Source organism: Aeromonas sp. 61P (genome assembly GCF_051919545.1).
GTDB classification, from domain to species: Bacteria; Pseudomonadota; Gammaproteobacteria; order Enterobacterales; family Aeromonadaceae; genus Aeromonas; species Aeromonas veronii.
Genome location: NZ_JBQBEL010000001.1, coordinates 1,263,414 through 1,276,579 on the forward strand (window position 1 = coordinate 1,263,414; position 13,166 = coordinate 1,276,579).

At 59.2% G+C, this 13,166-nt stretch carries 8 protein-coding genes and 1 pseudogene; 7 read left to right on the top strand and 2 right to left on the bottom strand.

Going from position 1 to position 13,166, the window contains the following annotated elements:
- Nucleotides 1–3: 3 nt before the first annotated feature.
- Nucleotides 4–474: a retropepsin-like aspartic protease family protein gene (locus tag ACTG2O_RS06220; protein WP_005336129.1), complete on the bottom strand. Its 471-nt coding sequence runs from the start codon at nucleotides 472–474 to the stop codon at nucleotides 4–6.
- Nucleotides 475–604: 130 nt separating this feature from the next.
- Here ACTG2O_RS06220 and ampD point away from each other — a divergent pair, with 130 nt between their 5' ends.
- The 7 genes and pseudogenes from ampD to ACTG2O_RS06255 all read left to right on the top strand — a co-directional run bounded on the left by ampD (nucleotide 605) and on the right by ACTG2O_RS06255 (nucleotide 10,960).
- Nucleotides 605–1,180 carry a 1,6-anhydro-N-acetylmuramyl-L-alanine amidase AmpD gene (gene ampD, locus ACTG2O_RS06225; protein WP_439975471.1) on the top strand — a complete coding sequence of 192 codons (576 nt, stop codon included), beginning with the start codon at nucleotides 605–607 and terminating at the stop codon, nucleotides 1,178–1,180.
- A gap of 278 nt (nucleotides 1,181–1,458) precedes the next feature.
- On the top strand, nucleotides 1,459–2,223 hold the full coding sequence (gene pdhR / locus ACTG2O_RS06230; protein WP_005336127.1) for a pyruvate dehydrogenase complex transcriptional repressor PdhR: 765 nt from the start codon (nucleotides 1,459–1,461) through the stop codon (nucleotides 2,221–2,223).
- A gap of 79 nt (nucleotides 2,224–2,302) precedes the next feature.
- Nucleotides 2,303–4,962, top strand: a pseudogene (gene aceE, locus ACTG2O_RS06235) (pyruvate dehydrogenase (acetyl-transferring), homodimeric type).
- Nucleotides 4,963–5,081: 119 nt separating this feature from the next.
- Nucleotides 5,082–6,971 carry a pyruvate dehydrogenase complex dihydrolipoyllysine-residue acetyltransferase gene (gene aceF, locus ACTG2O_RS06240; RefSeq protein WP_439975472.1) on the top strand — a complete coding sequence of 630 codons (1,890 nt, stop codon included), beginning with the start codon at nucleotides 5,082–5,084 and terminating at the stop codon, nucleotides 6,969–6,971.
- A 148-nt stretch (nucleotides 6,972–7,119) separates the two neighbouring features.
- Nucleotides 7,120–8,547: a dihydrolipoyl dehydrogenase gene (gene lpdA / locus ACTG2O_RS06245; protein WP_033115370.1), complete on the top strand. Its 1,428-nt coding sequence runs from the start codon at nucleotides 7,120–7,122 to the stop codon at nucleotides 8,545–8,547.
- A 109-nt stretch (nucleotides 8,548–8,656) separates the two neighbouring features.
- Nucleotides 8,657–9,876 (top strand): IS3 family transposase gene (locus tag ACTG2O_RS06250; protein ID WP_439975195.1). Its coding sequence is split into 2 segments (ribosomal slippage): nucleotides 8,657–9,005 and nucleotides 9,005–9,876, totalling 1,221 coding nucleotides; the frame shifts between segments, so codons are not numbered across the junction.
- Between the two features lie 121 nt (nucleotides 9,877–9,997).
- Nucleotides 9,998–10,960: a sensor domain-containing diguanylate cyclase gene (locus ACTG2O_RS06255; protein WP_236285564.1), complete on the top strand. Its 963-nt coding sequence runs from the start codon at nucleotides 9,998–10,000 to the stop codon at nucleotides 10,958–10,960.
- 84 nt (nucleotides 10,961–11,044) lie between these two features.
- On the opposite strand, the gene ACTG2O_RS06260 is transcribed toward ACTG2O_RS06255, so the two are convergent.
- A complete protein-coding gene (locus tag ACTG2O_RS06260; RefSeq protein WP_439975473.1) occupies nucleotides 11,045–12,955 on the bottom strand; it encodes a methyl-accepting chemotaxis protein in 1,911 nt (636 codons plus the stop codon).
- Between the last annotated feature and the right edge of the window lie 211 nt (nucleotides 12,956–13,166).

Consider the following 13,166-nt stretch of genomic DNA (forward strand, 5'->3'; position numbering starts at 1 on the left):
GCCTTATTCCTGCAAGGGTCTGAGCAGCAGTTGCCGCTCCTTTTGAACCAGCTCCAGCCGACCGAGGGCGTTCATGCCAACCAGCACTTCGTCACCGTCTGCCGCCGGATTGATAAAGATGGCCAGATCGTACAAGGTCAATGGCCCCATCGCCAGCGTTTCGATGGTGCCGTTGCCGACCCGGATCTGCCCCGCGGCGGTATTGACCTGGCTGCTGCCATAAGCGGTCAGGCCGAGCCGCTCGGCAACCTGCTGCGGGATGGTGATACGGGTGGCGCCGGTATCGAGCAGCAGTTGCACCGGCTGGCCGTTGATGGCACCCTCCAGACGATAGTGGCCGCTCTGGTCGGCCCGCAGCAACAGCTCACCGCTGGCGGTGACGCTGGGTTGGTTGCGGGAGTGAAAATAGAGGGTCAGCAGGCCCATCAAAGAGAGCCAGGCCAGTAACCACATCCAGCGTGCCGTGTGCTGCATACCCCATCCATATCGAGCGGAAGATGACTCAGCCTAACATACCATTTCCCTTGGATTCAGTGAGTTGGTGCCGGATTGCCTATCAGGTATCTTCGTTTTCTCGCCATTTATCAGCCAACTCGAGTAGCCGATGACTCAACTCGCTTCGCAACCTTGTTTCTCTATCGATGCCGCAGGCTGGTGCCAGCAGGCGCGCCGGGTGCCTTCTCCCCATCACAACGAGCGGGCCGTGCCGGACGATATCTCCCTGCTGGTGGTGCATGGCATCAGCCTGCCGCCGGGGGAGTTTGGCGGCCCCTTTATCGACGATCTCTTTATGGGACGACTCGACCCTGAGGCTCATCCCTATTTTGCCGGTATCCATCAGCTGCGGGTTTCGGCACACTGCCTGATCCGCCGTGATGGCGAGCTGGTGCAGTATGTACCGTTTGGCGAGCGCGCCTGGCATGCGGGAGTATCGAGCTGGCTGGGAAGGGAGGCATGCAATGACTTCTCCATTGGCATCGAGCTGGAAGGGACTGACGAAACCCCCTATACCGAGGCTCAATACCTGGCATTGGCAGGGCTCACTCGAGCTATCTCGGAGCGCTATCCGGCGATTACCTACGAAAAAATTGTCGGCCATTGCGATATCGCACCAGGGCGCAAGACGGATCCCGGAGCCAGTTTCCAGTGGGATTACTACCGGCAACTACTAAACAGCTAAAGTAAATATTCAAATTTAGTTTGGATTTTAAAATCAATGGCTTGCCTATCTGGCAGGCCGTTTTTGTCTCTGGTTGCGCAAATGTTATTTGTGAGCGTGGTCAAGAATATTGGTCAGACCATTTTCTATGAGCTAAATCATGTTTCCCCTGCTTTACCCCTTAAGTGGTGGGGTTGATTCTTGACTCAGATCATCTTTTGAGTGGACTTTTCAAAAGGCCTCTGCTAATTTTCGCCCCATCCATAAAATTGGTAATACCAATTTAACAAAGTAGCCTCATGCCCTATCGCAAGATTACGCAACCCAAGTTGGCCGACTCCATTGTCGCCGAGCTGGAACAGATGATTCTGGAAGGCAGCCTGCAGCCGGGGCAGAAATTGCCTCCCGAGCGGGAACTCGCCATCCAGTTTCAGGTATCGCGCCCCTCCTTGCGCGAAGCCATCCAGCGACTGGAAGCGCGCGGATTGCTTTATCGCCGTCAGGGCGGCGGCACTTATGTGCAGAATGCCCTGAGCAAGGGGATCGCCGATCCTCTGTTCGAACTGCTCAGTACCCACCCGGAAGCCCAGTATGACCTGCTGGAGTTTCGCCACGCGCTGGAAGGCATCTGTGCCTACTACGCGGCCTTGCGGGGAACCGGGTCTGATTTCGAGCGCATTCGTCAGGTGCAAACCACCATCGAAGAGGCGGGCCAGCTGGGCTCGCTGGTGGCCGAATCGGCAGCCGTGACCCAGTTCTATCTGGCGGTGGCCGAGGCCTCCCACAACGTGGTGCTGCTGCACCTGCTGCGGGCCATGAGCCCCATGCTCGAACAGAACATTCTGCAGAATAACGAGATTTTGAATCGCCGCCCGGGAGTGGTAGCCAAGATACGTCGCCATCGCGCGAATCTGATCGAGGCTATTCTTTCGGGGGCTCCGGAGCGGGCCAGAACAGCTTGTCATGAGCATCTGGCCTTTATCGAGGACACCTTGTTGGATATGCAGAGGGAAGACAGCCGGATCCAGCGATCCATGCGTCGGATCCGTCAGCAGGAAAACTAATCCCACAAGGCTTTATTGTCGAATGCTTGCGCCCTTCGCCGTGCAATGCCGTGCAATCACAACAACATAGGAACCAGCCATGTCTGATATCCTGAAGAACGATGTGGACCCGATAGAAACGCTGGAGTGGCTTGCCTCTCTGGAATCCCTGCTGCGTGAAGAGGGTCCGCAACGCGCTCAGTTCATCCTTGAACAGTGGCCGAGAAAGCCCGCGTAAGCGGTGTGGACGTGGCTGCCAAGGCAAATCGCGATTACATCAACACCATCCCGTCCAGCGATGAGCCGGACTACCCGGGTGACCTGGAGATGGAACGCCGCATTCGCGCCATCATCCGCTGGAACGCCATGATGATCGTGCTGCGCGCGTCCAAGAAAGACCTGGACCTGGGTGGTCACATGTCTTCCTTCGCTTCTTCTGCGACCATCTATGATGTCTGCTTCAACCACTTCTTCCGTGCTCGCAACGAGAAGGATGGTGGCGATCTGGTTTACTTCCAGGGTCACATCTCCCCGGGCATCTATGCTCGCGCCTTTGCTGAAGGTCGTCTGACCGAAGAGCAGCTGGACAACTTCCGTCAGGAAGTGGACGGCAAGGGTATCCCTTCCTATCCGCACCCGAAACTGATGCCGGACTTCTGGCAGTTCCCGACCGTCTCCATGGGTCTGGGCCCCATCGCCGCCATCTATCAGGCTCGCTTCCTGAAGTACCTGACCGACCGTGGCATCAAGGATTGCTCCGAGCAGACCGTTTACGCCTTCCTGGGTGACGGCGAGATGGACGAGCCGGAAGCCAAGGGTGCCCTGACCGTTGCCGTGCGTGAAAAGCTCGACAACCTGGTATTTGTGGTCAACTGCAACCTGCAGCGTCTGGATGGTCCGGTTGTCGGTAACGGCAAGGTCATCAACGAGCTGGAAGGCCTGTTCGCTGGCGCCGGTTGGGATGTCACCAAGGTTATCTGGGGTCGCAAGTGGGATGAGCTGCTGAAGAAAGACACTTCCGGCAAGCTGATCCAGCTGATGAACGAGACCGTGGACGGTGACTACCAGACCATGAAGTCCCGCGACGGTGGCTACATCCGCGAGCACTTCTTCAACCGTTATCCGGAAACTGCCGCGCTGGTCAAAGACATGACCGACGAGGAGATCTTCGCTCTGAACCGCGGTGGTCACGATCCTCGCAAACTGTTCGCCGCGTTCAACAAGGCGACCCAGACCAAGGGCAAGCCGACCGTTATTCTGGCCAAGACCATCAAGGGTTACGGCATGGGTGAAGCGGCCGAAGGCAAGAACATCGCTCACCAGGTCAAGAAGATGGAGCTGGACTCCGTGCGTCACCTGCGTGACCGCTTCAACCTGCCGGTGGCCGACGAGCAACTGGCCGATCTGCCGTACCTGAAGATCGAAGCCGGTTCTGCCGAGCACAAATACCTGCACGACCGTCGCACCGCCCTGAAAGGCTATGTGCCGACCCGTCTGCGCGAAAGCACCACCAAGCTGGAAATCCCGGCACTGGATGCCTTCGGCCCGCTGCTGGGTGAGCAGGCGCGCGAAATCTCCACCACCATGGCGTTCGTGCGTTCCCTGAACGTGATGCTGAAAGACAAGTCCATCGGCAAGCGCATCGTCCCGATCCTGGCTGACGAAGCCCGTACCTTCGGTATGGAAGGTCTGTTCCGCCAGATCGGTATCTACAGCCCGCACGGTCAGCAGTACACCCCGCAAGACCGCGACATCGTCTCCTACTACAAGGAAGACAAGCAGGGTCAGGTTCTGCAAGACGGTATCAACGAGCTGGGCGCCATGTCCTCCTGGCTGGCTGCTGCGACCTCTTACAGCACCAACGACTGCCCGATGATCCCGTTCTACATCTACTACTCCATGTTCGGTTTCCAGCGGATCGGCGACATGGCGTGGGCAGCCGGTGACCAGCAAGCCCGTGGCTTCCTGCTGGGTGCAACCTCCGGTCGTACTACCCTGAACGGCGAAGGTCTGCAGCACGAAGATGGTCACAGCCACATCCTGGCGAACACCATCCCGAACTGCATCTCCTACGACCCGTCCTACGCCTATGAAGTGGCGGTGATCGTACAGGACGGCCTGCGCCGCATGTACGGTGAGAACCCGGAGAACGTGTTCTACTACATCACCACCCTGAACGAGAACTACGCCATGCCTGCCATGCCGGAAGGCGCCGAGGAAGGCATCCGCAAGGGTATCTACAAGCTGGAATCCGTCGCCGGTGCCAAGGCGAAAGTTCAGCTGTTGGGTTGTGGTTCCATCCTGGGTCACGTGCGCAAGGCTGCCCAGATCCTGGCCAGCGAGTACGGCATCGGTTCCGATGTGTTCAGCGTCACCTCCTTCAACGAGCTGGCTCGTGACGGTCAGGACGCGGATCGCTGGAACATGCTGCACCCGACAGCCGAAGCTCGCGTACCGTACATCGCTCAGGTACTGGGTTCCGAAGCCACCATCGCTGCGACCGACTACATGAAGTCCTTCGCCGACCAGGTTCGCGCCTTCGTTCCGACCGAGAACTACCGCGTGCTGGGTACCGACGGTTACGGCCGTTCCGACAGCCGTGCCAACCTGCGTCGTCACTTCGAAGTGAACGAGTTCTACGTGGTGGTTGCTGCCCTGACCGAACTGGCCAAGCGCGGCGAGGTAGACAAGCAGGTTGTGGCCGACGCCATCGCCAAGTACGGCATCGATGCCGACAAGGTCAACCCGCTGTACGCGTAAGTGGATCAAGGGTCGCGCCGTATGACGGCGCGACCCTGCCAGGATTTAAAACGGTTAACGCGAGATGTGCGTGGCGGCATCAGCCAGTCACGCGGATCGACGCAAGAGGATAAAGCACAATGTCCAAACAGATTATGGTGCCGGATATCGGCGCCGATGAAGTTGAAGTCACCGAGATCATGGTGGCCGTGGGTGACAAGGTCGAGCTGGACCAGTCCATCATCGCGGTAGAAGGCGACAAGGCCTCCATGGAAGTACCGGCTCCGTCCGCCGGTATCGTTAAAGAGATCCTGATCAAGGTGGGCGACAAGGTTGCCACCGGTTCCCAGATCATGATCTTCGAAGCCGAAGGCGCTGCCGCCCCTGCTGAAGTGGCTGCACCGGTTGCTGCTGCTCCGGCCGCCGCACCTGCCGCTGCCGTGCGCAAAGATGTGCACGTACCGGACATCGGTGACGACGAAGTGGACGTGACTGAAATCATGGTTGCCGTGGGCGACATGGTAGAAGCTGACCAGTCCATCATTGCCGTAGAAGGTGACAAGGCCTCCATGGAAGTACCGGCACCGTTCGCAGGTCGCGTGGTCGAGATCAAGGTTGCCGCTGGCGCCAAGGTCTCTACCGGCTCTCTGGTGATGGTATTTGAAGTGGCTGGCGCTGCGCCTGCTGCCGTTGCTGCTCCGGCTCAAGCTGCCGCGCCCGTGGCTGCTGCTCCGGTTGCCGCTGCTGCCAAAGAGGTCAACGTACCGGATATCGGTGGCGACGAAGTGGAAGTCACCGAGATCATGGTTGCGGTGGGTGACAAGGTTGAAGCCGACCAGTCCCTGATCGCCGTGGAAGGTGACAAGGCCTCCATGGAAGTGCCTGCACCGTTCGCCGGTGTGGTCAAAGAGATCAAGGTGAAGGCGGGTGACAAGGTCTCCACCGGTTCCCTGATCATGGTATTCGAAGTGGCTGGCGCAGCTCCTGCCGCCGCGCCGGTTGCTCAAGCTGCCGCTCCGGTCGCTGCAGCCCCTGTTGCCGCTGCTCCGGCTCCGGTTGCCCAGGCTGCTGCCGCTGCGACCGATTTCGTTGCCAACGACGCTTACGTGCACGCCTCTCCGGCAGTACGCCGTCTGGCGCGCGAGTTCGGCGTCAACCTGGCCAAGGTGAAAGCTTCCGGTCGCAAGGGCCGCATCGTCAAAGAAGACGTGCAAGCCTACGTGAAGGATGCCATCAAGCGTGCCGAGTCCGCTCCTGCCTCTGCCGGCGTAGCCGGTGGCAACGGTCTGGGCGTTCTGCCGTGGCCGAAAGTAGACTTCAGCAAGTTCGGTGATGTGGAAGAGGTCGAGCTGACCCGCATCCAGAAGATCTCCGGTCCGAACCTGCACCGCAACTGGGTCATGATCCCTCATGTCACCCAGTTCGACGAAGCCGATACCACCGAGCTGGAAGCGTTCCGCAAAGAGCAGAACGCGATGCTCGAGAAGCAGAAGGCCGACGTGAAGATCACCCCGCTGGTGTTCATCCTGAAAGCCGCTGCCAAGGCGCTGGAAGCCCACCCGCGCTTCTGCAGCTCCCTGTCCGAAGATGGCAGCAAGCTGATCATGAAGAAGTACATCCACATCGGTGTGGCGGTAGATACCCCCAACGGTCTGGTTGTGCCCGTGGTGCGCGATGTTAACAAGAAGGGCATCATGGAGCTGTCTCGCGATCTGGCCGAGATCTCCAAGAAGGCCCGTGCCGGCAAGCTGACCGCTGCCGACATGCAGGGCGGTTGCTTCACCATCTCCAGCCTGGGTGGCATCGGCGGTACCAGCTTTACCCCGATCGTCAACGCGCCGGAAGTGGCCATCCTGGGCGTATCCAAGTCCGAGATGAAGCCGAAGTGGAACGGCAAAGAGTTCGCGCCGCGCCTGATGCTGCCGCTGGCTCTGAGCTACGACCACCACGTGATCGATGGTGCCGATGGGGCTCGCTTCATCACCACCATGAACGGCGTGCTGTCCGACATTCGTCGACTGGTCCTGTAAGTGAGAGGGCGGGCCCAGAGCCTGCCCTTTTTACTTCTCATTTCATTAACATGATCGTAAACTTGCCCCGTTTTTTTCACGGCTGCAGCCACCCGTTTCGGTATAAGACTGCGCTGTCCGGGGATATAAGAACGACAAAGAGGTCATGATGAGTAAAGAAATCAAAACCCAGGTCGTAGTACTGGGTGCTGGCCCTGCCGGTTATTCCGCTGCTTTCCGTGCAGCCGATCTGGGTCTGGATACTATTATCGTCGAGCGTTACTCCACCCTGGGTGGCGTCTGCCTGAACGTGGGCTGCATCCCCTCCAAGGCGCTGCTGCACGTTGCCAAAGTGATTGAAGAAGCCAAGGCGCTGGCCGAGCACGGCATTGTCTTCGGTGCCCCGCAGACCGACATCGACAAGATCCGTCTGTGGAAAGAGAAGGTTATCAACCAGCTGACCGGCGGTCTGGCTGGCATGGCCAAGATGCGTAAAGTTCAGGTTGTGAACGGCTTCGGCAAGTTCACCGGCCCGAACACCATCGAAGTTGAAGGCGCTGATGGCAAGACCACCGTGACTTTCGACAACGCCATCATCGCGGCCGGTTCCCGTCCGGTGAAACTGCCGTTCATCCCCCACGATGACCCGCGCGTATGGGACTCTACCGATGCGCTGGAGCTGAAAACCGTTCCCGGCAAACTGCTGGTTATCGGTGGCGGCATCATCGGTCTGGAGATGGGTACCGTTTACTCCTCTCTGGGTTCCGAGATCGACGTGGTGGAATTTGCCGACCAGCTGGTTCCGGCTGCCGACAAAGATATCGTCAAGATCTACACCAAGCGCGTTGCCAAGAAGTTCAACATCATGCTGGAGACCAAGGTCACCGCAGTTGAAGCCCGTGAAGACGGCCTGTACGTCTCCTACGAAGGCAAGCACGCTCCGGCCGAGCCGGTTCGCTACGACAACGTGCTGGTTGCCGTAGGCCGTGTGCCGAACGGCAAGATGCTGGATGCCGAGAAGGCTGGCGTTGCCGTCAACGAGCGCGGTTTCATCGAGGTGGACAAGCAACTGCGTACCAACGTGGCCCACATCCACGCCATCGGTGACATCGTTGGTCAGCCGATGCTGGCGCACAAAGGTGTGCACGAAGGTCACGTGGCCGCCGAAGTGATCGCCGGCAAGAAGCACTACTTCGACCCGAAAGTGATCCCGTCCATCGCCTACACCGAGCCAGAGATGGCATGGGTTGGTCTGACCGAGAAGGAAGCCAAGCAACAGGGCCTGAACTTCGAAGTGGCCACCTTCCCGTGGGCTGCTTCCGGTCGCGCCATTGCGTCTGACTGCTCCGACGGCATGACCAAGCTGATCTTCGACAAGGAGAGCGGCCGCGTCATCGGTGGTGCCATCGTGGGTACCAACGGTGGTGAACTGCTGGGTGAAATCGGTCTGGCCATCGAGATGGGGGCTGACGCCGAAGATATCGCGCTGACCATCCACGCTCACCCGACTCTGCACGAGTCCGTGGGTCTGGCTGCCGAAGTGTTCGAAGGCTCCATCACCGATCTGCCGAACGCCAAGGCCAAGAAGAAAAAGTAATGTTCTTCCCCGCTTGTCTAAAAAGCCGCTCGAATGAGCGGCTTTTTGTTTTCTCCTGTCCCGTCCTGAATATGGTTTACACCTTTCCCCCCAATAAATGGAGAGCCCGATGGGACAAGGTGTGAAACGGACACAGCGCGATTACTCGCTGACTTTTAAACTGGCGCTGGTCGAGCAGATTGAAAAAGGCGAGCTCACCTACAAACAGGCTCAGGTGCGTTATGGCATTCAGGGCCGCTCCACCGTTCTGGTATGGTTGCGTAAACATGGTCGGCAAGATTGGAGCCAGGGGGCTTCTGTGCGTGCCGGCAGGAGCATCACCATGCCTGACCACGACAATCAGACGCCCGAACAGCGCATCAAGGAACTTGAGCAACAGCTGGCGTTGATGAGTCAGAAGGCCCAGTTCTTTGAGGCCGTCGTCGATGTACTGAAGAATGACTACGGCGTCTCCATCGTAAAAAAGCGACCCGGCAAGTCCTCTCGCAGCGGCAAGTCGAGAGGCTGACCATTGTCAGGGCTTGCCTGTTTCTGGGGATAAGCCGGCAGGCTTACTACAAGCGCAATCGGGTCGCCGACGAGCGCCATGCACAGGGATTGCAAGTGGTGCGTTTTGTGCGTCAGGTTCGACTGCGACAACCGCGGGTGGGCACTCGCAAGCTGCATTATCTGCTGCAGGGTCAGGATGATGGCGGGCTCAAGGTCGGGCGGGACAGGCTGTTTCAGATATTGGCCGAGCACCGCCTGCTGGTGCAGCCCAGGCGGGCGTATCACAAGACCACCCACAGTTTTCACCGTTTCTACCGTCATCCCAACTTGCTCAAGGCGGGGCCAGAGCAGGTCACACCGGTGGCCCCGGAGCAGGTCTGGGTCGCTGATATCACCTATCTGCCAGCCAGAAGCGGGCCGCTGTACCTGAGCCTGGTGACGGATGCCTACTCACGCAAGATAGTGGGCCATCACGTGCACGAAGGGATGCACGCCGAATCGGTGGCGATGGCGTTCAAGAAAGCACTGAAGCAACGACGTGGCGGCGGTGAACTCATCCATCACTCTGACCGCGGCGTGCAGTATTGCTCTGGGCTGTATCAGTCATTACATGAACGGTACGGGGTGAAATGCTCGATGACGGATGGGTATGACTGCTACCAGAATGCGTTGGCGGAGCGGGTGAACGGGATTTTGAAAGGAGAGTTATTGTTGCAAAGCCCGCAGGATTTGACGCAAGCGCGGGAAATGGTGCGTGAAGCAGTGGATATTTACAACGCGGAGCGGCCGCATCATGCGTTGAAATACAGAACCCCCGATGCGGTACATAGGGGGTTCTGAGTGGAGCAAAGCTAGCCGAAAATGTGTAAACCTATTTCAGGACTAGACACTCCTTGCTGCCCCGACTTCGACAAAGCCCAATATGCTAAAGATAGGTTTTGGCACTGACGAGAGAGGCACGATGCTAGAAGCACCCATTCCACCCGATGAGGCATTGCGGTTGGAGACCCTGCGGCGGCTCTCTTTGCTCGATACCGAGGCCGAGGAGAGGTTTGACCGGCTGACCCGCATGGCCCGACGGGTGTTCAATGTCCCCATCGCGCTGGTGAGTCTGGTGGATGAAGAGCGCCAGTGGTTCAAATCCTGTATTGGACTGGAGGTCCGTGAGACCGCCCGGGACATTTCGTTCTGTGGCCACGCCATCATGGGTAATGAGACCTTCATCGTGCCGGATGCTTCGCAGGATCCCCGCTTTGCCGACAATCCGCTGGTGGTGGGTGGGCCCGGCATCCGCTTCTATGCCGGACAGCCACTGCGGATCGCCAACGGCTGCAAACTGGGGACGCTCTGCATCATAGATACGGTGCCGCGGGAATTGAGCGAGGAGGATGTGGGGTTGCTCAAGGATCTGGCGGCGATGGTGGTGCGGGAGCTCGAAGCGGTGCAGCTGGCCACCATTGATGAGTTGACCCTGATCTCCAATCGGCGCGGGTTCGTGATGCTGGCGGAGAAGAGCCTCTCGCTGGCCAGTCGCTTGCAGATGCCGCTGGCGCTGCTCTATCTGGATCTCAATGGCTTCAAGGGGATCAATGATCGGTGGGGGCATGCAGAAGGGGATCGGGCCCTGATCGCCTTTGCCACTCTGCTAAAGCAGGCTTTTCGTGGCGCCGACGTGTTTGCCCGCATGGGCGGCGATGAGTTTGCCGTCCTGTTGACCAATGTGGTGGAGGCGCAGGCACAACTGGCCTATGAGCGTTTCAATGCCATGTTGGTCGAGCACAATCAGCACAGTGGTTGCGGTTATGCGCTGACCTGCAGCACCGGTATTGTCTGCTATGACGGGCGCGGTTGTGTCTCTCTGGCCGAGCTGCTCACCCGCGCGGATGAGCTGATGTATCAGCGCAAACGGGATGGCAAGGGCTGACTGCTATGCCGGATTAGCCGCCACCAAAACAACAGAGAGCGCCACGGCGCTCTCTGTTGTTGATGACTCAGGTCAAGGTCGGGGTCAGAGTCGGAAGTTGCCAACCAGCTTGTCGAGCTGACCGGAGAGCTGCTGCAGGCTGCGGCTCGATTCGGTCAGCTGGTGGGCGATATCGGCGGTCTCCATGGTGAGCTGGTTGATGTCTTCCACGTTGCGGTTGATCTCGCCGACCACGCTGGACTGCTCCTCGGTCGCGGTGGCGACCTGGATATTCATGTCGTTGATCTGGGTGATGTGGGCGGTGATCTGGCCGAGGGCGGCGTTGGCCTCATCGGCCTGGCTCACCACCTCCAGACTCTGGTTACGCCCCTGCGCCATGGCGCTGACGGCGCGGGCACTCTGCTCATGCAAGCGGTTGATCATCCCCTGGATCTCGGCGGTCGAGGCGGCGGAGCGGTTGGCCAGATTGCGCACTTCATCTGCCACCACGGCGAAACCGCGACCCTGTTCACCGGCGCGAGCGGCCTCGATGGCGGCGTTCAGTGCCAGCAGGTTGGTCTGTTCCGAAATACTGCGGATGGTTTCGAGGATGCTGCCGATGGAGTCGGTCTGGCTCGCCAGCGACTCGATAACTCCGGCCACCTGCTCAATTTCGCCGGAGAGGTCGACGATACCGTGGCGCGCCTGCGCCACCACTACTGCCCCTGCATCGGCCTGATCGTTGGCCTGTCTGGCTACTTCGGCTGCCAGCGAAGCGTTACCGGCGATCTCGCTCACAGTGGCCCCCATTTCGTGGATGGCGGTGGCCACCTGCACGGTGCGGTCACGCTGGGCAGTACAGTTATGCTGGGTCAGCTGCGCCTTGTTGGCCACCTCGTTGGCGGTGGCCGCGAGCTGGCGTGAGTTCTCCGCCACCTGCTCGATGGAGCCGTGGATCTTGGCGACGAAGTTGTTGAAGCCGGTGGCGACCTGACTCAGTTCGTCACGTCCTTCCACCTTGAGGCGCTGGGTGAGATCCCCATCGCCGCTGCCCAGCTCCTTGAACAGGCGGGCCAGCTCGTTGAGCGGGCGGCTGACCGAGCCTGCCAGCAGCATCCCCATTAGCCCCATGGCCAGCGCAATCACCAGCGAGATCATCAGGATCTCGTTGCGGGTCTGATCCAGTTCGGCATAGATCTCGGCTTCTGGCACCTGGGCCACCAGATACCAGTCGAGCAGCGGGATATAGCTGCTGGCCAGTACCATGGGCTCGCCATTGACTTCGGCGTTGATGACGGCAAAGGGGCGTTTGGCCAGCAGGCTGCCGGTATCACCGCTGGCAATGTTGCCAAGGGTGTCACGCTCGATGCGGTTGGCCTCGGGATGCAGCTTCACCTTGCCGCTGCCATCGACCATAAAGACGATGCCGCTCTCTTCCAGCCGGAAGTTGGAGACCATGGTCACCATGGTGTCGAGGGATTTGGCAAAGCCGGCCAGCCCGCGCCCGTTGAGCTGCTGGAAGTTGACGAACAGCTTCACCTCGCCGTTGCTCTCGCGGAAGATGCTGAGGGTCATCTCTTTCTGGCTCTTGGTGTAGTCATAGAACCAGGCGTCTTGCGTGGGGGTCAGGTTGCGCAGAAAGCCATCCTGGTTGTAGTAGGCTGCACTCTGGCGATCGGCGAAGGAGGCGGTCACCAGACCATACTGGTTGGCCACATCCTTGAGCTGGTTGATGAGGATTGGCTCCTGCTCTTTGGGCATGCCCCGATCCACCCAGTCGAGGATAAAGCGGTCGGTGGCCAGTTGGCGGGCGGCCTGGGCGATGCCGTGGAGATCCTGTTCAATCTCCTTGCTGATCCGCTGGGTCAGGTTGGGGAGCTCCTGCTCGAACATCCGGTTTTCGATCAGTTGCTGGGCCGAGCGTTGACTGAAGTAGCCTACCAGCAGGCAGGAGACGACCACGGCCAGGGTGACCGTGGCCAGTATTTTCTGTTTAAGAGTGAGGGTTGCCAGCATAAAGGTGCTCAAAAGGTTGAGATTGACGACGCTCATATTAGCGGCAGCGCGGCGCTACCCATGAGGCTTGCAGCCCTTTATTTGCGGATTACGTTTGCGCTCACAGGGGCGGCGACACGCCCCTTCGCCATGCAGCACAGGCGGGATGCGGATTGACGGTTGCGCTAACTGCCGGGCCCCTTATAGTAGAGGCCATCCTTGGTGACTGACC